General features: G+C 74.7%; 13 protein-coding genes. 10 read left to right on the forward strand and 3 right to left on the reverse strand.

From position 1 onward, the window contains the following. Positions 1-6 precede the first annotated feature (6 nt). A complete protein-coding gene (locus tag ABZ810_RS39155; protein WP_358411974.1) occupies positions 7-1,557 on the reverse strand; it encodes an AMP-binding protein in 1,551 nt (516 codons plus the stop codon). A gap of 187 nt (positions 1,558-1,744) precedes the next feature. Further along, a complete protein-coding gene (locus tag ABZ810_RS39160; protein ID WP_358411975.1) occupies positions 1,745-2,410 on the reverse strand; it encodes an ACT domain-containing protein in 666 nt (221 codons plus the stop codon). Between the two features lie 200 nt (positions 2,411-2,610). Between ABZ810_RS39160 and grpE the strand changes: the two genes are divergently transcribed. From grpE to ABZ810_RS39210, 10 genes are all read left to right on the forward strand, one after another. Then, positions 2,611-3,348 (forward strand): nucleotide exchange factor GrpE, encoded by a 738-nt coding sequence (grpE, locus tag ABZ810_RS39165; RefSeq protein WP_358411976.1) that lies wholly within the window; start codon positions 2,611-2,613, stop codon positions 3,346-3,348. 7 nt (positions 3,349-3,355) lie between these two features. Next, a complete protein-coding gene (locus tag ABZ810_RS39170) occupies positions 3,356-4,939 on the forward strand; it encodes an Hsp70 family protein (protein WP_358411977.1) in 1,584 nt (527 codons plus the stop codon). A gap of 16 nt (positions 4,940-4,955) precedes the next feature. Beyond that, positions 4,956-7,667 carry a hypothetical protein gene (locus tag ABZ810_RS39175; RefSeq protein WP_358411978.1) on the forward strand — a complete coding sequence of 904 codons (2,712 nt, stop codon included), beginning with the start codon at positions 4,956-4,958 and terminating at the stop codon, positions 7,665-7,667. A gap of 2 nt (positions 7,668-7,669) precedes the next feature. Further along, a complete protein-coding gene (locus ABZ810_RS39180; RefSeq protein WP_358411987.1) occupies positions 7,670-8,902 on the forward strand; it encodes a hypothetical protein in 1,233 nt (410 codons plus the stop codon). Positions 8,903-8,908: 6 nt separating this feature from the next. Then, positions 8,909-11,317 (forward strand): hypothetical protein, encoded by a 2,409-nt coding sequence (locus ABZ810_RS39185; RefSeq protein WP_358411979.1) that lies wholly within the window; start codon positions 8,909-8,911, stop codon positions 11,315-11,317. Positions 11,318-11,324: 7 nt separating this feature from the next. Beyond that, on the forward strand, positions 11,325-13,040 hold the full coding sequence (locus ABZ810_RS39190; RefSeq protein ID WP_358411988.1) for a hypothetical protein: 1,716 nt from the start codon (positions 11,325-11,327) through the stop codon (positions 13,038-13,040). A 149-nt stretch (positions 13,041-13,189) separates the two neighbouring features. Next, positions 13,190-13,849: a PASTA domain-containing protein gene (locus ABZ810_RS39195; protein ID WP_358411980.1), complete on the forward strand. Its 660-nt coding sequence runs from the start codon at positions 13,190-13,192 to the stop codon at positions 13,847-13,849. A 124-nt stretch (positions 13,850-13,973) separates the two neighbouring features. Continuing rightward, complete coding sequence (locus tag ABZ810_RS39200; protein ID WP_358411981.1) at positions 13,974-14,579, forward strand: malonic semialdehyde reductase; 606 nt, start codon at positions 13,974-13,976, stop codon at positions 14,577-14,579. 70 nt (positions 14,580-14,649) lie between these two features. Further along, positions 14,650-15,867 carry a multidrug effflux MFS transporter gene (locus ABZ810_RS39205; RefSeq protein ID WP_358411982.1) on the forward strand — a complete coding sequence of 406 codons (1,218 nt, stop codon included), beginning with the start codon at positions 14,650-14,652 and terminating at the stop codon, positions 15,865-15,867. 19 nt (positions 15,868-15,886) lie between these two features. After that, entirely contained in the window at positions 15,887-16,789 is a 903-nt protein-coding gene (locus ABZ810_RS39210) for an LLM class flavin-dependent oxidoreductase (protein ID WP_358411983.1), read from the forward strand. A 118-nt stretch (positions 16,790-16,907) separates the two neighbouring features. Here the strand turns inward: ABZ810_RS39210 and ABZ810_RS39215 are convergent, their stop codons facing one another. Beyond that, entirely contained in the window at positions 16,908-17,681 is a 774-nt protein-coding gene (locus ABZ810_RS39215; protein ID WP_358411984.1) for an ABC transporter permease, read from the reverse strand. Between the last annotated feature and the right edge of the window lie 176 nt (positions 17,682-17,857).

Raw genomic sequence — 17,857 nt, forward strand, 5'->3', positions numbered from 1 at the left:
CCGGGCTCAGATCTTCTGCTGCTGGTCCTTCCAGTACGGGTCGCGCAGCAGGCGCTTGTAGAGCTTGCCGGTGGGCGTGCGCGGCATCTCGTCCACGAAGTCGACCGTGCGCGGCGCCTTGTAACCGGCCAGCGAGGCGCGGCAGTGCGCGATCAGCTCGGTGGCCAGCCCCTCCGACGGGGTGATCGCCTCGTCCAGCTCGACCGCGGCCTTGACCTGCTCGCCGAACTCCTCGTCCGGCACCCCGAACACCGCGACGTCGCGCACCGCCGGGTGGGTGATCAGCACGCCCTCGATCTCGGCCGGGTAGATGTTCACCCCGCCACTGATGATCATGTCGATGGCGCGGTCGGCGAGGAAGAGGTAGCCGTCCTCGTCGAAGTAGCCGATGTCGCCGGTGGTGAAGAGCCCGCCGGGCCGGTGCACCGACCGGGTCTTGCTCTCGTCGCCCCAGTACTCCACGTCGTCGCCGCTGGTGTAGCGGAACCAGATCTGGCCGCGCTCGCCCGCCTTGGCCGGCTCGCCGTCCTCGCGCAGGACGTGCACCTCGGTGGTGGGGAGCGGGCGGCCCACGCTGCCCGGCCGCTCCAGCCACTCGGACGCGGTGATGACCGTGTTGACCGAGGCCTCGGTGGAGCCGTAGTACTCGTGCACGATCGGGCCGAACCAGTCGATCATCTGCCGCTTCACGGCGGGCGAGCAGGGCGCGGCGCCGTGCCAGACCACCTTCAGGCTGCCGCCGTCGAAGCCGTCGCGCACCCGCTCGTCCAGCCGCAGCAGCCGGACGAACTGGGTGGGCACCAGGTGGATCTGGTCGATCTCGTGCTGGTCGATCAGCCGCAGCGTCTCGGCGGCGTCGAACGAGCGCCGCATCACCAGCGGCCTGCCGACCATGAGGAAGACGAACGACCACAACCACTGGGCCGAGTGGTAGACCGGGCCGACCAGCAGGCCCCGGCCGCCCTCGGGGATGAGCAGGATCTCGGCGAACACGTCGCCGACGAGCTTGGCTGTCTCGATCGGCGCGCCCGCGGCCAGGAGCTTGCGGTTGACGCCCTTGGGACGGCCGGTGGTGCCGGAGGTGTAGATCATCGGCACGCCCATGGTCTGGTCGCCCGGCTCGCCGTCGGGACCGCCCGCCACGAAGTCCTCGTACGCGGTGAAGCCCTCGATCGCGCCGCCGATCGCCACCGTGGCGGACAGGCCGAGCCCCTCGGCCGCCGCCGCGGCCACCTCGCCGAACTCGGCCTCGGAGAACAGCGCGCTGACCCCGGCGTCCTCCAGCACGTAGCGAAGCTCCTCGGCCGTCCAGTGCCAGTTGACCAGGACGTAGCGCAGGCCGATGTGCCCGGCGGCGCACATGAGCTCGAAGTGCTCGCGGCGGTTGCCCGAGTGGAGGGCGATCGCGTCGCCGACGCCCAGGCCGAGCCCGCGCAGGGCGCCCGCGAGCCGGTCGGTCGTGGCGTTCAGCTCCCCCCAGGAGGTCGTGCCGCGCTCGTCGGTGATCGCGGGCTCGTCCGGGTGGGCTTCGGCGAACGGACGCAGCAGCTCGGCCACGGTGACCTCCAGGAACCGGCACAGATCTTAGATCTGGACTCTAAGTCGAGAGCCGGGCCCAAGAACAGTTCGAAGCCGCGAGGAGTTACCACACAACCGAAATGGCCCCCGGTGCGACCGCGCCGCCGCACCCGGGGCCATGTCCGCCAAAGTAGACGCCTGGGACGTCCCGTCGGTTTCGTCCTCGTTACGAACTCTGTGTCGCGCGTCCCACGCCCAGCACCGCCTCGGCCGCGCCGACGAGCTGCGCCAGCCGGAACACCTCGGTCCGGTGGAACGGCGGCGCGCCCGTCCGGGCCACCAGCAGCACCAGGTCGCCGCCGGCGTCGGCCGCACGCTTGATGTCGGTGATCGCGACCAGCGCGTACTGGGTACCGTCGGGCGCGGTGAAGGACCGCGGCCGGACCGGCTCCAGCTCCGGCAGCTCCACGCCTGCGGCGTCGCCGCCCAGGCTGACGTGCGCCAGCACCGCGCCGTCCGGGCGGATCTCGGCCAGCCCGGCCCAGTCGGCGCTGAGGATCGCGGGGACCGCGTCGGCCAGGGTCACCGCGCCGCGGTCGGGATCGGCGGCGAGCTGGCCGATCAGCGCGGCGTCCGGGAAGGCGCCCTGCGGCTCGGCGGTCGGCCAGATCCCCACGATCTCGACGCCCGGAATCGAGGCCAGGCCGTCGCAGAGCCGCTCGATGCCCGCCCCGGCGGGCCACGCCACCGTGAAGTCGTCCAGCGCCCGTCCGTTGTCGCGTTCCAGCACGGCCATCTGGACGACGTCGGCCCCGGCGGCGCCCAGCACGCGCGCCACCTTGCCCAGCGACCCCGGACGGTCCGGCAGCCGGACCCGAATCCGCAGCAACATCGCCACCTCCTGTTCCTCACCGATGCGCCTGTTCATCACCGATGCGTTCAGGTTGTTGGAGAGGGGTTTCCATCGTGTTACCCCGGCGTGTCAGGGCCGAGAAGTCGGGCACGAAACGGACGGAAAGGTCAGCGTGGAGTCCAGGGAAGGTCAAGGCCAGGACTATCCCGCCGCCCTCCTTGCCGTTAAGGTGACTGCACGTGTCGAGCGCCGGGGACGAATCTGTCAGTCAAGACGAGATCGCGGACGCCCTGGCCGGGCTGAGCGAGCGGCTCGAACGCCTCGAGCGCCTGGAGCGGGAGCTCGTCCGGGGGCACGAGCGCGCCGTGCACCGCGAGTCGGTGATCGACCGCCTGCACGAGGAGAACCAGCGGCTGCGCCGGGGCGAGCTCCAGGCCACGCTCGAGCCACTGCGCACCGCGCTCTACCGCCTGCATGACCTGGCCCGCAACGGCGCCGGCCGCTGGAGCGCGCCCGACCCGCCCAGGCCCGCGGACGCCGCCGCGCTGCTGACCGCCGTGGCCGACGAGGTCGCCGACGCGCTGGCCAGGACGGGCGTCGAACGTTTCACCGTCGAGCCGGGCGAGCCCTATGACGCGGCCCGGCACCGTCCGGTCGCCGTCGAGCCGGTCACCGACCCCGCGCTGGCCGGCACCGTCGTCGCCGTCCGCACCGACGGGTTCGAACACGACGGCCGGGTGGTGCGCAAGGCCGAGGTCTCCGTCGGCAAGGCATTGCCCGAGGAGCCCCCCGAGCAACCCCCGGGCGAACCCGTCGGCCAGGCCGCCAACGGCGCGGCGGGCCCTGAATCAGGCGTCGAATCCGCCAAGTCCGGCACCGCGCCTTCGACGACCGGATCCGGCACTACCGAACCGCTGCGCGAAGCCGAGGCTGAGCGAGACGATGAACGCGGGCCAAGCGAACACGGACTCAGGTGAGAGGGACATGACCGTCTACGGGATCGACCTGGGAACCACCTACTCCTGCATTGCCTCGATCGACGATGTGGGGCGGCCTGCGGTCCTGCGCAACCTCGAGGGCACCGACACCACCCCGTCCGTCGTCTACTTCGAGAGCGGCGACAACGTGGTCGTCGGCGCGACCGCCAAGGACACCGCGGTGCTGGCGCCCGACGAGGTGGTCAGCCTGATCAAGCGCGACATGGGCCGCGACGTGACCCGGCAGATCCACGGCTTCGACTACACGCCCGAGGAGCTCTCGGCGTTCATCCTGCTCAAGCTGGCGACCGACGCGCGCACCACCACCGGCGAGGAGGCCCGCGACGTCGTCGTGACCGTGCCCGCCTACTTCGGCGCGGCCGAGCGCGACGCCACCCGCAAGGCGGGGCAGATCGCCGGGCTCAACGTCATCGACATCCTGTCCGAGCCGATCGCCGCCGCGATCACCTACGGCGTGCTCAACCCCGAGCAGGACCGCACGATCCTGGTGTACGACCTGGGCGGCGGCACGTTCGACACCACGGTCATCACGCTGCGGTCCGGCCACATCGAGGTGGTCTGCACCGACGGCGACCACGAGCTGGGCGGCGCCGACTGGGACTCGCGCCTGGTGGAGTACCTGGCCGAGCGGTTCCGCGCCGAGCACCCCGAGGCCGGCGACCCGCTCGACGACAAGGCGACCGAGCAGCAGCTGCGCCGCGACGCCGAGGACGCCAAGAAGGCTCTCACCACCCGCACCGCGCACACCGTCCGGGTGATGCACGACGGCCGCGCCGCCGCCATCGAGATCACCCGGGAGAAGCTGGAGGAGCTGACCAAGGACCTCCTCGACCGCACGATAGAGATCACCGGCCGGACGCTGGCGACCGCCGCCGACAAGGGCGTGCACGACTACGACGACCTGGTGCTGGTGGGCGGCTCCACCAAGATGCCGGTGGTGGCGGCGCGGCTGGAGACCGAGGTCGGGCTGGCCCCGCGGCTCCAGGACCCGGACCTGGCGGTGGCCAAGGGCGCCGCGCTCTACGCGTTCGAGGAGACCTACCGGCGGCTGCTGGCGGCGGGTGAGCAGGACCGCGCCGAGGAGATGGCGGGCCGGGCCGGGCTGTCGGCCGAGCAGCAGCGGCAGATCGCCGGGCGGCAGATCAAGACGGTCGCCTCGCACGCGTTCGGCATCGTCGTGGTCGACCGGGAGACCTCCGCCGAGAACGTCGCGCACCTGGTGCACGCCAACGACGAGCTGCCGGCCGCCGAGACCGAGGACTTCTTCACCGTCTTCGACGACCAGACCTCGGCCGACATCCGGGTCATGGAGCAGGCGGGCAGCGTCGAGTCGCCCGAGCTGATCGACAACACCGAGATCGCCACCGGCGCGGTCGCGATCCCGCCGGGCAAGAAGGCGGGCTGGCCGATCGAGGTGACGTTCTCGCTCGACTCCTCCGGGCTGCTGCACGTCACCGCCGTCGAGAAGGAGACCGGCGAACGGCTGGAGCTCAAGATCGACGTGGGCGGGATGTCGGAGGAGGAGGTCGAGAAGTCCCGCAGCGCGCTCTCCCGGGTGAAGGTCAGCTGAGGTCCCTGGGGATCCGGTGACCTTCACGGACGACGACTACAAGCGGGACGTCCTCGAACCCGCGCGGGCGGCGGGCGACCAGCCGCCCGAGGATCTGCGGGTCCGGTACGCGCTCGCCGAGCCGTTGTCGCCGGACGGCGTCACCGCGCGCGTCAAGGCCGTCCGGCAGTGCTGGCGGCGGGCGCGCGGGCAGCTGAAGTACCGCAAGCTCATCGACCGGCTCGAGGCCGAGCACCGCGAGCTGGCGCCGATCTTCACCGCCGCCGAGCGCGGCGACCTGCGCCCGCTGACCGAGCGGCTGCGCGGCGGCCGGGAGCGCACCCGGCAGCGGTCGGCGCAGGCACGGGCCCGGCTGGCCGACGCGGGCGGCATGTTGCGGATGGTGACGCCCGCCGAGGTGGAGGACATCGCGCGGGCGGGCGGCGTGACGAGCGCGGAGCTGGAGTCGCTGGCCGCCGCCGACCGGATCGAGATCCGCGAGCCCGACCTGCTGCCGGCCGCGGCGCCGTACGCGGCGTACCGCAAGGTGCGCGAGTCGCTGGACGTGCTCGGCTGCCGTCACCTGCCCGACTTCATGTTCGGCGCGCGGATCGCCGGGCCGATGCGGGTGCTGGGCGGGTTCGCCGCGCCGGTCGTCGAGGGCGGCGGGCCGCTGCGGCTGGACGCGGCGGCGGTCGCCGCGGTCGCGGGCCAGTGGGCGCGGCGCAGCCGTGACACCAGCCTGACGCACGCCGACACCGTCCTCGCCGCGCTCCGGTCCGGCCCCGCGCCCGCCCCCGCCGCCTCGTCCCGCCCCCCCGAGGGCGCCGGCGTCGACCTGGCCGAGCTGGTCCTCTTCGACCTGGCCGAACGGCTGCGGGAACGGCGGCGGCAGCGCGCCTCCGAGCGGGCGCTGCTGCGGCACGCGCTCGAAGACCTGGGCATCGACCCCGACGACGCGCGGCGGCTGGTGTTCGCCGTGCTGCGCGAGGACACGCCGGGCGGCGGGCTGGCCGGGCGGCTGCGCACCCTGCTCGACTCCGGCGAGGTGTACGCGGCGGCCGAGCTGGCCGACGCCGCCACCGAGGCGGAGGCCGAGGACGACGAGGCCGCCCTGCTCGCCGCCGAGGCGCGGCACCGGGTCGACACCGCCGTCCGGCTGCGCGAGCAGGCGGTGGCGGAGCCCGACCCCGACACCGCCTGGCGGCTGCTGGCCGACGCGCTCCAGCTCGTCGGCGACCTGCCGGGCGCGGCCGGGCACCAGCGGCGGCTGCCGCCCCGGCCGGTGCCGTCGCTGAGCGCCGACGTCGACGACGCGACGCGGGTCCGGCTGTCGTGGCCGGCGTCGCCGTCCACCGCCGGCGACGTGATCTACCACGTGGTGCGGCGCCGTGACCGGCCGCCGCGCAACGCCGCCGACGGCGAGGCGCTGCCGGGGCCGCGCGACGACCGTCCGCCCGTCAACGTTCTCCTCTACTACGGCGTGGTCGCGGTGCGCGGCGAGGCCGCGGCGCCGCCCGCCGTGGCCGGGCCGGTCGTGGTGCGGCCCGAGCCCCGGGAGGTCGAGCTGATCCCCGGCGACGGCGTCGTCACCGGCCGGTGGCGCTGCCCGCCGGAGGCCGCGCGGGCGCTGGTCGTGCGCGAGGGCAAGGTCCTCGCGGCCGGGCGCGAGGGTTTCCAGGAGCGGGTGCCCAACGGCGTCACCCACCATTACCGCGTCTGCGCCGTCTACCTCGACGGTGAGGGCCGCGAGGTGGTGACGGACGGCGTGCGGGCGTCGGTGACGCCGAGCGCGCCGCCCGAGCCGGTCTACGAGCTGACCGCCGAGCCCGACCCGTCCGATCCGGGGCTGCTCGTGGTGCGGTTCGAGCCGCCCGGCCACGGGACGGCGGAGCTGGTCCTGACGTCCGCGCCGCCGCCGTGGCCGCGCAGCGCGCTCATCCCGGTCGACGAGGTGCGGCAGGTGAGCCGCCGGGTGTCGGCGACGCCGGTGCGGGGCGGCCTGGCGGTGCGGCCGGGCGCCGGCGGCTGGCTGCTCGCGGTGAGCGTCGCGGAGGGCACGGCGGCGATCGGCGCCTACCACCGGCACGTCAACCTGCCGCCGCCGCGGCGGCTGGTCGCCGAACGGCGCGGCGCGTTCGTGCACGTCGGGTTCGACTGGCCGGACGACGTCACCGAGGTCGAGCTGACCTGCCGGATCGGGTCCGGCTCCGTCACCGCCGCCTCCGCCGTCACCACCGCCGTCACCACCGCCGTCACCACCGCCTCGGCCCACCCCGGCCCCACGGTCACGATCGTCACCCGCGCGGCGTACGACACCCAGGGCGGGATCAGGTTGCCGGTGCCGGAGAACGAGCCGGTCGAACTGCACGTGGCGGCGTCCGGCACGGTCGGCGGCGCGCGCGTCACCGGCCCCGCGGTGACGGCCGAGGTCGGCGCGCGCACGGTGGTCGGCTACGACGTCGAACGCGGCGGCCCGCCGTGGCGCCGGTCCCTGACGATCCGGCTGACGGCGCCCCGGCCGCTGCGCGTCGCGCGGCTGGTGCTCGTGCTGCGCCCCGGCCGGGTCATGCCGCACCGCGCGGGCGACGGCGAGACCGTCGCCGAATGGGACCAGGTGCCCGTTCCCGGGGAGTTGTCCCTTCCCCTCCCGGCCACGTCCGGGCCATATTGGCTGCGGTGCTTCGCCGACGACGACGTCGTCGAGCTCAGCGACCCCCCGGTCCGCCGCCTCCAGGTCACGAGGTGAGGATGCTCGACAAGGCCCGCTTCCCCGGCTCGCACGGCCGGGACGGCGTCACGTGCCCGTACTGCTTCGCGGTGGTGCCGCCGCAGAAGGTGGCCTTCCGCTGCCGCGGGCGGGCCGGGCAGCGCGCGGGCTGCGAGCCGGTGCTCGACGAGCGGCTGGCCGCCTACACCGGGTCGACGGCGAGCGCGTCGCTGCCGCCGGTCTTCGCCGCGTCCGGCCGCCGGAGCCGGGCCACCTGCCCCGACTGCGGCCAGGACACCGGCAGCCGGGTCTGTCCCGAGTGTCACAATCCCCTGCCGTCGGCGTACTGCGACTCCCCCGGCCGGATCGTCGCGCTGGTCGGCGCCAAGAACGCGGGCAAGAGCACCTACATCGCGGTGTTGCTGCACGAGCTGATGAACCGGGTCGGCACCGAGCTCGACGCCTCGCTGGTGGCGTGCGACGACCGCACGATCGAACGCTACAAACGCGACTTCGCCCGGCCGCTGCTCGAGGAGCGGCGGCTGCTGCCGACCACCGCGAGCGCCGCCACCGGCCCGCGCGAGCCGCTGGTCTACCTGCTCACCCGCAGCCGCGCGGGCGGACGGTTCGCGCGTTCGCGCACGAGGAACGAGTCGCTGGCGCTGGTGCTCTTCGACACCGCGGGCGAGGACCTGCGCAGCCGCGAGGTCCGCGACCTGCACCTGCGCTACCTGGAGGCGGCGGACGCGATCATCTTCCTGGTCGATCCGCTGGAGCTGCCGGGCGCGCGGGCCGAGGTCGCCGACGAGCCGCGGGACGCGCCGTCCGACGATCCCGACAGCGAGCCGATCAACATCATCGCGCGGGTGACCGAGGCGCTGCGCGACCGCAACGGCACCAGGCCCGGCGACCGGCTGCGCGTCCCCGTCGCGGTCGCGCTCACCAAGATCGACGCGCTGCGCCCCGGTCTGCTGCGGCAGTCGGCGCTGCACCGTTCGCGCGGCGGCGCGGGCGTGCTCGACCTGGACGACAGGGAGGCGGTCGACGAGCAGGTCCGGGCGATGCTGCACGACTGGCAGGCCGGGCGGCTCGACCTCTACCTGCGGCAGCAGTACGCCGAGTACGCGCTGTTCGGGCTGTCGGCCCTGGGCGGCGTCCCGCGCGACGGCAAGGTCGGCGCGGGCGGCGTGCGCCCCTACCGCGCCGAGGATCCGCTGCTGTGGCTGCTCTACCGGTTCGGGATGCTGGACGGCGTACGTCCGGGCGGGAAGTGAGCTCTCGTGGCCTGGCAGCTGCACTACACCTCGGCGCGCCGGGGCCCGACGGGGCGGGCCGGGTTCCAGTTCGTCGCCGAGACGCCCGGGTTGCCGGACGGCGCGCGCGCCGCCGTCACGCCGCATCTGTCGTACCGGCCGCCGCCGGGCGCGCCGCTCGACCCGGACGAGGGTGAGCTCGGCGGGTTCCCCGAGGCGTTCCTGTACGACCGGGCGGGCGGGCTTGCCCTGCTGCTGTGGTGCCGCTACCTCGGGCAGGACTACTCGGGCCGTTCCGGCAACTTCTTCGCGCACGCGGTGGTGGCCGAGCCGGACGAGCTGGAAGGGCTGCGGCCCGCCGAGTTGTGGCGTGCCCCGCTGTGGTCGCGGCGGCCCGACGACAGGGGCGAGCTCCCTGATCTGGACGAGCTGGTGCCGGGCGCGGAGTTCGAGCCCGAGGTGCTCGCCGGCTGGCTGGCGGCGGGCGGCGAGGACGCCTACGACCTGCTGGCCCGGCTGATCGACGCGATGGTCACGGTGCTGGGCCGCGGTCACGGCCGGGTCGTGCTCGTCGCCGACGACGTCGAGCGGATCGCCCGCTGGATCGCGGTGGTGTCGTACTCGCTGCCGGTCGCGGCGGCGGCGCGGATGTCGTTCGTCACCTACAGCGCCGACCCGGGCGGCGCGGCGCAGCGCCTGGTCGGCACCACGCCCGACGTGTGGGCGAGCGCCCAGCACCACACCGCGGCGCTGCTGTCGGTCGACCTGCGATCGGCGGGGGCCGCCGCCGGGGAGGCGGGCCGCGCCGTCGGCGAGGCGGGCGGGCCGGAGGCGCCGCGGCGGTTCGCGCGGACGGTCGCGGACTGCTGGCGCGGCCCCGACTTCGCCGGCCTGGACGCCCTGGGCGAGCTGGCGCTGCTGGAGCCCGACCCCCTCGACCCCGGCGTCCTCGACCGGGCGGCGGGCCTGCTGACGATGTGCCGGGGCGGCGTGGCCGTCCCGCCCGCCGAGGAGGAGGCCGTCGCGGCGATGCTGACCCGCCACGGCCGTGCCGTCCCCGAGTGGGTGTGGCGTGACCTCATCCGCGGCGGAGCCGCTCCGGAGGGCGTGGGGGATCGCCCCCCTGCGGGCGGCACCGTGCGCGGGGTGCCGTCGATGGCGTTCGGGCTCGCGCTGGCGATCCACGACTGGGCCCTGTCCGCGGGCGCGGCCGACGTCGCCGCGCAGTGCGCGCTGCGCGCCACCGTGCTGGCCCTGTCGGACGCGTCCGTCCGCGACCGGCTGCCGGAGGCGCCGCTGCCGCCCGGGTCGCGGGCCGAGCTGGCCGGGGCGGTGCGCCTGGCGCTGGCGGCGGCCCCCGACCTGACCGAGGCGGCCCGGGTGATGGCGGTCGCGTCGCGGGCCGGGGCGCCGGTCGACGCGACCGAGGTGACGGCGGTCGCGGCCGGGCTGGCCGAGGCGGGCGCCGCCGACCTGCCGACCGCCCTGTCGGCCTGCCCCGCCGACGCGTACGGGGCGCTGCTCGACGGCGCCCTGGCCGGGCTGGAGTCGGCGGACGAGACGACGCGGCGGGCGGTGCTCACCAACACCGCGTGCGACCTGCTGTACGAACGTGAGCCGGGCAGGCTCGCGGCGGCGCCCGCGGTGGCGTGCGCCGTCCTGGCGTCGGTCGGCCACCGGCGGCGGGACCGGCGGCTCGCGGTCACCGGCGAGCTGCTGCGGATCGGGCGCGGCATCACCGACCTCGACCCGCCGCTGAGCCGCGTATGGGCCCGTCCGCCGACGGTCGCGGAGTGCCTCGAACTGCTGGAGGCGTACCCCGAGGCCGTGCTGGGCCGGTCGGCGCTGAGCCCGCTGCCCTCCCGCGCGTTCGCCCGGGTGGCGCGTACGGACGACGGCGCGGCCCTGGCGGAGGCGGCGACGCTGCGGCTGGCCGTGCGCGCCGGGGCGCTGCTGCCGGGCACCGGCGCCGAACGCGACGGCGCGGCGGTGCGGGCGTTCGCCGAGGCGGTGACCGCGGACCGGCCGGAGGCGTCGGCCGCCGCCCTCGGCGCCCTGAGCGCGGCGGGCGCGTCGCCGCGGCTGTCCGAGGCGGCCTTCGACGGCGCGGCGCGGCGGCTGGCACGGCGCGCCCCGCGGTTCCGCGCGGAGCTGCTCGCCGCGGTCTCCGAGAGTGTGCGCGCGAGGCTCGCCGACGCGTGGCTGCCCGTGAAGGGCCGCCGGGCGCGCGGCGAACGCACCGCGGAGAACGCGCGCCGCGACGAGCTGGTGGAGGTCGTCCTGAGGTCGCGCGCGCTCGGCGTCACCGAGCCGGCCCTGGAGGCCTGGGCGCGTGCCGCGGTCTCGAAGTTCTTCTCCGTCCGCCAGCTCGAGGCGCGCTTCTCCGGCGACGCCGGGCTGAGCGCCGCGCTCCGCGACCTGCGGCGGGGTGAGTGACGTGCAGATGATCCTCGTCCTGCTGGCCGCGGCCCTCTGGGTCGCGGTCATGTACGCCGGCTTCGTCTTCGTCTTCCCCTACCTCTTCCCCGCGACGCTGATCGTCGCGACGGTCGGCGCGCTCGGCCTCTACTACTGGCACGCCTGCCGCACGCTCGCGCCGACCTCGCTGAAGGGGCCCTCTCCGGTGCCCGCACCGGAGGTGTCCTACCGCCACTACCTGCTGGGACAGGTGTGGCGCGACTGGTGGGTGATCGCCCGCACCGTGGTGCCGCTGATCTGGAACGCCGCCGTCGGCACCGTGGTCACGCTCACCCGGACGTTCCTGCTCGGCGGGCTCTGGGGCTTCTTCACGTTCCCGATCTGGCTGGCGGTGTGCGCGGGCATCCTGGCGGCGGCGGTCCCGGCGGTGGTGCTGGCCGCCCTGCTGACGGTGCTGTACGCGGTGGTGGCGGCGGTCGGGCTCGCGGCCTGGCTGGTGTGCGTGCTCGTCCTGGCCCTGGTCGAACGGGGCTTCATGGCCTACGGCAGGATCCTGCAGACCTGCCCCCACCCGTTCTGCTACGAGCGGGTCGGGCTGCCGGTGTATGCGTGCCCCAACCCCGACTGCGACGCCCGGCATCCGCGGCTGGCGCCGGGCCGGGCGGGCGCGTTCCGGCACGTGTGCCGGTGCGGGACGCGGCTGCCGACGACGGTGCCGCTGGGCCGGTTCCGGCTCGCCGCGTACTGCCCGCACTGCGAGGGCCGGCTGCCGGAACGGATCGGGCGGGTCAGGGTCGAGCCGCTGCCGTTCGTCGGCGGCCCGGCGGCCGGCAAGACCACGTTCATGTTCCTGGGCATCCGCGCGCTGCACGCCCGCGCGCGGGCCGTCCAGGGGCGGCTGGCGTTCGTCGAGCAGCGGCACGCGCAGGCGTACGCGGGCGCCATCCGCGAGTTCCAGCGCGGCGGCCGGCTCGCCAAGACGGGTCCCGAGCTGCCGCTGGCCACGATGGTCGACGTGGAGATGCCGGGCCGCGCGCGCCGGATCCTCTACCTGTTCGACCCGGCGGGCGAGCACTACACCGGCGCCACCGAGGTGGAGTCGCTGCGCTACCTCGACCACGGCGAGGCGCTGCTGTTCATCGTCGACCCGTTCGCGCTCCCCCAGGTCCGCCGGTCGCTGACGGCCGAGGAGCGCGGCCTGGTCGACCGTTCGGCGGCGTCCTCCGAGGAGGACCCGGCCGACACGTTGCAGCGGCTGCTGAACGAGCTGCGGTCCCGGCCCGACCGGGGCCGGCAGCGGCGGGTCGCGGTCGTCGTCACCAAGACCGACCTCCTGGAGCGCACCGAGATCGGGAGCCCGCTGCGCGGCGGCACCGACCTGCGCGGCTGGCTCGGCGGCGTCGGGCTCGGCAACACGGTGCGCACGCTCGACCAGGTCGCGGGCCAGGTGCGGTACCTCGGCTCGGGGCTGGCGACCGACCCCGCCGACGTCGCCGGCCTGCTCGGCTGGGTCTCCGGGCTGCCCGCGAACGGGTCGTCCGGCACCCCCCTGCCCGACGCGACCGAGGTCCCGGGGACCGCGCCGCTGCGGTCGCCGTGGCCGGTCAAGGGCCGGGGCGCGGCCCGGGTGCCGCTCGGCTACCAACTGGGACGCTGGGCGGTGCTCGCCTGCCTCTCGGTGCTGACCGTCGCCGCCCTGACCGCCTCGGTCGTCGTCACCGCGGCACGGCTGCCCTTCTGACCGCGCCGCCGGCGTTCTGATCACGTTGCGCGGGCCCGCCCGGCGCCGCGGGTTCGATGCCCAATCGCGTGATGACCGAACTCCGCCGCGTGAGCGGGCGTCCCACCGACCAAGAGGGGGTTGGACCCCACCTGAAGATGGGGGCAGGTATGCCCGAGCAGAGCGCACCGGAGCTGTCGGGGCCGGCGGCGGAGGCGGCGGACTCCGGAACGGAGATGTCGGGACGGGCGATGGCCGTCCTCGGGGGCATCATGAGCGTGGCCGTGGTGAGCGTCTTCGGCCTGACCCTGCTCGTCGGCGGCGCCACGCCGGATCCGGGCACGTCGCCGGCGGGCGAGGCGTCCCCCGTCCAGCAGGAGGTGCCCGCGACGCCCGCGCCGACCGGCACCGGGGCCACCGCGAACGCCGCGGCCCCGCCCGTCGCCATCCCGGCCGTCACCGGCCTCGGCACCTCGTCCGCCGTCGAGAACCTGGCGACCCGCAAGATCCCGCTGGGCGCGGTGATCAGGGTGCCGTCGTCGCAGGACGCCGGCCGCGTCGTGCGCAGCTATCCCCCGGCGGGCACCACGCTGCGGGCGGGCGCGCCGGTGACCCTGTACGTGTCGGCGGGCCAGGGCGGCACCATCACCGGCCGCGAGGTCGCCGTTCCCTACCTGGTGGGGCTGAGCGAGCAGCAGGCCCGCAGCACCGCCGCGATGCTGGGCTTCCAGGTCACCGTGGGCAGCCAGGGCACACTGGTGGCGAGCCAGCAGCCCCGGCCCGGCGCCGTCTACCTGCGCGGCTCCACGATCACCCTGGCCCTCCGCTGACGTGACCGGACGAGGCGCGCCGGCTGATGTGACCGACCCCACTTCCTGACGCGGCAGATAACTGACAGTCACACCGTTACATCTCCTGTACTCGGATTTCAGCCGCTACGGAGAGGGTGACGAGATGGCGACGGTGGACGACGGCACGCTGGCCTTGGCCAAGGAGGCGCAGGACCTGCTGTTCAGGTCGGCGCGAACGGCCAACGCCTTCACCGGCGAGCCCGTCACCGACGACCAGGTCAGGGCGATCTACGACCTGGTCAAGTGGGGTCCCACCGCCATGAACAACCAGCCGATGCGGCTCGTTCTGGTGCGTTCGCCGGAGGCCCGCGAACGCCTGGTCGCCCACATGACCGACAACAACAAGGCCAAGACCGCCGCCGCGCCGCTCACCGCGATCGTCGCCGCCGACTCCGGCTTCCACGAGCACTTCCCCACCACGTTCCCGCACAAGCCGGACGCGCGCGAGGCGTTCGAGGACCACCCCGGCCGCCCGCAGATCGCGCGGTTCAACGCGAGCATCCAGCTCGGCTACCTCATCCTCGGCATCCGCGCCGCCGGGCTCGCGGCCGGGCCGATGGCCGGGTACGACGCCGACGGCGTCGCCCGGGAGTTCCTGAACGACGGCGAGCAGGCCGTGGCCGTGGTCAACATCGGGCGTCCCGACCCCGCGGGCACCTTCCCTCGCCTGCCCCGCCTGGACTACGACCAGGTCGTCACGACCGTGTGACCATCTCCCCAAGGCGCACCGCCGCGCGTTCCCCGTGCGCGGCGGTGCGCGTCCCCCTTCCGGAGACCACATGACCCAGGCAGCCACCGGCACCGGCGACACCGCCGGGACCACCGCGTCCGCCGCACCCGAGCGGCGGCTGCGGCTCATCGTCATCCTCGGCGCGCTGACCGCGATCGCGCCGCTGTCGATCGACATGTACCTGCCCGCGCTGCCCGACCTCACCGCCGACCTGTCGACCGGCGCGACGCGGGCGCAGCTGACGCTGACCGCGTGCGTGATCGGCCTGGCCGCCGGGCAGGTCGTCGCGGGCCCGCTGAGCGACCGCTGGGGCCGCCGGCGCCCGCTGCTCGTCGGCCTGCTCGCCTACTCGGCCGCGTCCCTGGCATGCATGCTGGCGCCGTCCGTCGAGACGTTCATCGGGTTCCGCCTGGTGCAGGGCGCCGCGGGCGCCGCCGGGATCGTCATCGCCCGCGCCGTGGTGCGCGACCTGTACGACGGGGTCGCCGCCGCCCGGTTCTTCTCGATGCTCATGCTGGTGAACGGCCTCGCGCCGATCCTCGCCCCCGTCGTGGGCGGCCAGCTGCTGCGGATCACGCCGTGGCCCGGCGTGTTCGCCGTCCTGTCCGCGATCGGCGTGGCGCTGTTCCTCGCCGCGCTGCTCGGCATGCGCGAGACGCTGCCGCCCGAGAACCGCGAGACGGGCGGGATCGGGGCCACGCTCGCCGCCTTCCGCGCCCTGCTCACCGACCGGCACTTCACCGGCTACGCCGCGGCGGGCGGGCTCGCCTTCGCCGCCATGTTCACCTACATCTCGGGCAGCCCGTTCGTCCTCCAGGACGGGTACGGCATGTCGCCGCAGGCGTTCAGCGCCGTCTTCGGAGTCAACGCGCTCGGCATCGTGCTCGCAGGGCAGGTCAACTGCCGCCTGGTGGGCCGGGTCCCGCTCGGCCGCCTGCTGGCCGCCGGCCTGGCCGTCGTCGCCGCCGGCGCGGTCGTCCTCCTGATCGCGGTCGTGGCGGGCGCGGGCCTGGCCGTCATCCTCCCCGCGCTGTTCCTGGTCGTGGCGGCGCAGGGGCTGGTCCTGCCCAACTCGACGGCCCTGGCGCTCACCGGCCGCCCGCCCAGGATCGCGGGCAGCGCGTCCGCCCTGCTGGGCCTCGGCCAGTTCGCGATCGGCGGCGCCGCGGCGCCGCTGGCCGGGGGCACCGCCGTCCCGATGGCCGTCACCATCGCCGTGTGCGCCCTCGCCGCCGTGCCCGCCGCCTGGGTTGCGTCAAAGAACTAACCCGCCGTACGGTCGAAGCGTGATCGTCAGAATCGGCTACAACACGCCCGCCGCCGTCCCGGACCCCGACGGCCTCACCGCGCTGGTCCTGGGCCTGGAGCGTGAGGGGTTCGACTCCCTCTGGGTCTCCGAACGCGCCACCGGCCCGTCCGCCGATCCCGTCGTCGCCCTCACCTACGCGGCGGCCCTGACCACGCGCATCAAGCTCGGCATGTCCGTCATGACGCTGCCCGGCCGGCGCCCCGCCCTCGTCGCCAAGGAACTCGCCTCCCTCGACCGCCTCGCCCGCGGCCGTCTCCTGCCCGCGTTCGGCCTGGGCCTGCGCAACGCCGGCGAGCAGCAGGCCTTCGGCGTCCGCCGCGAGGAACGCGCCGCCATCTTCGAGGAGGCCCTGCCCCTCCTGCGCCGCTTCTGGGCCGAGGACGAGGTCACCCATCAGGGCGCGCACTTCCAGTACGACGCGCTGCGCGTGCTGCCCAAGCCCGCCAAGCGCGGCTTCGACGTCTGGATGGGCGGCGCGGCCGACGTCGAACTCCGCCGCACCGGCCGCCTCTCCGACGGCTGGCTCGCCGCGTTCGTCACCCCCGCCGAAGGGGAACGCGGCCGCCTCCTCGTCCAGCAGGCCGCCGCCGAGGCCGGCCGCGAGGTCGAAGAGGAGCACTTCGGCGCCGTCGTCCCCTACCGCCGCGGCCCGCTGCCCCCGGAAGTGGAGTCCCGGCTGACCCGTTCCCGCGCCGTCCGCGGCCCGGCCCCGCTGGACGAGGTCGTCCCCGACCTGGACGGCCTGGAGTCCCACCTCAAACGCCTGGTCGAGGCGGGCCTCTCCAAGTTCGTCCTGGCGCCCCTGGCTCCCCCGGCCGACTGGGACACCGAACTGGCCGAGACCCGCGACGCCGTCCTCCACCTGCAAACCGTCCGCTGACCACTCCGGGCCTCGTCCCGGCGCGAACACGAGCCCGCCCTCCATTGAACGGCGGCGGGAATGGCTCAGGGCCGTCAGACCGGGTGGTCTGACGGCCCTGTTCGGCCCGTTCATGGGGTCAGGCCTTGTTGAAGGTGTTCTTGGCCCAGAGGTAGGAGACGGTGATGAGGCCGGCGCACCAGGCCAGGGCGATCGGGCCGCTGTTTCCGATGGGGGTGCCGAGCAGGAGGCCGCGGAGGGTTTCCATGATGGGGGTGAAGGGCTGGTATTCGGCGAACCAGCGCAGGGCGGTGGGCATGGAGTCGGTGGGGACGAAGCCACTGCCCAGGAAGGGCAGGAAGACCAGGGGCATGGGGGCGTTGGCCGCGGCTTCGGGGGTCGGGGACTTCAGGCCGAGGGCGACCGACAGCCAGGTGATGGCGAGGATGAAGAAGACCAGCAGGCCCGCGGCGGCGATCCATTCGATGAGGGTGGCGTTGGGGCGGAAGCCGATGGCGTAGGCGATGCCGACGAGCACGGCCGCGCCCAGGAGCTGCTGGACCAGGCTGGCGGCGACGTGGCCGGTGAGGACGCTGGCGCGGGAGATGTGCATGGTCTTGAAGCGGGCGATGATGCCTTCGGTCATGTCGGTGGCGACCATGACCGCGGTGCCGGTGGCGGCGGTGGCGGCGGCCATGAGCAGGATGCCGGGGACGACGTAGTTGACGTAGGCGTCGCGGCCGCCGCCCAGTCCGTTGCCCAGGGTGCCGCCGAAGACGTAGACGAACAGGAAGAGCAGGATCACCGGGGTGATGATCAGCTGGACGGTCATGGACGGGTAGCGGACCAGGCGCTTGAGCTGCCGCCGGATCATCGTCGAGGAGTCGCGGGCGGCGAGGGTGAGGGTGCTCATCAGAGGGACTCCACGTTCTGCTCGGTCCGGCCGTTCTGGTCGGCGGGCTGCTGGTCGGCGGGCTGCTGGTCGGCGGGCTGCTGGTCGGTGGTCTGGGTGGGGTTCTGGCCGGTGAGGGTGAGGAAGACGTCGTCGAGGTCGGGGGTGTGGACGGTCAGGTCGGCGGGTTCGATGCC

Origin of the sequence: Spirillospora sp. NPDC047279, from assembly GCF_040643285.1 — a bacterium.
Classification (GTDB): Bacteria; Actinomycetota; Actinomycetes; order Streptosporangiales; family Streptosporangiaceae; genus Spirillospora.

What these genes read in the sequence shown, in the direction of transcription:
- ABZ810_RS39195 (WP_358411980.1), top strand. Translation starts at nt 13,190, where the DNA reads ATGCCCGAGCAGAGCGCACCGGAGCTGTCGGGGCCGGCGGCGGAGGCG.
- ABZ810_RS39190 (WP_358411988.1), top strand. Translation starts at nt 11,325, where the DNA reads ATGATCCTCGTCCTGCTGGCCGCGGCCCTCTGGGTCGCGGTCATGTAC.
- ABZ810_RS39170 (WP_358411977.1), top strand. Translation starts at nt 3,356, where the DNA reads ATGACCGTCTACGGGATCGACCTGGGAACCACCTACTCCTGCATTGCC.
- ABZ810_RS39180 (WP_358411987.1), top strand. Translation starts at nt 7,670, where the DNA reads ATGCTCGACAAGGCCCGCTTCCCCGGCTCGCACGGCCGGGACGGCGTC.
- ABZ810_RS39160 (WP_358411975.1), bottom strand. Translation starts at nt 2,410, where the DNA reads ATGTTGCTGCGGATTCGGGTCCGGCTGCCGGACCGTCCGGGGTCGCTG.
- ABZ810_RS39215 (WP_358411984.1), bottom strand. Translation starts at nt 17,681, where the DNA reads ATGAGCACCCTCACCCTCGCCGCCCGCGACTCCTCGACGATGATCCGG.
- ABZ810_RS39200 (WP_358411981.1), top strand. Translation starts at nt 13,974, where the DNA reads ATGGCGACGGTGGACGACGGCACGCTGGCCTTGGCCAAGGAGGCGCAG.
- ABZ810_RS39205 (WP_358411982.1), top strand. Translation starts at nt 14,650, where the DNA reads ATGACCCAGGCAGCCACCGGCACCGGCGACACCGCCGGGACCACCGCG.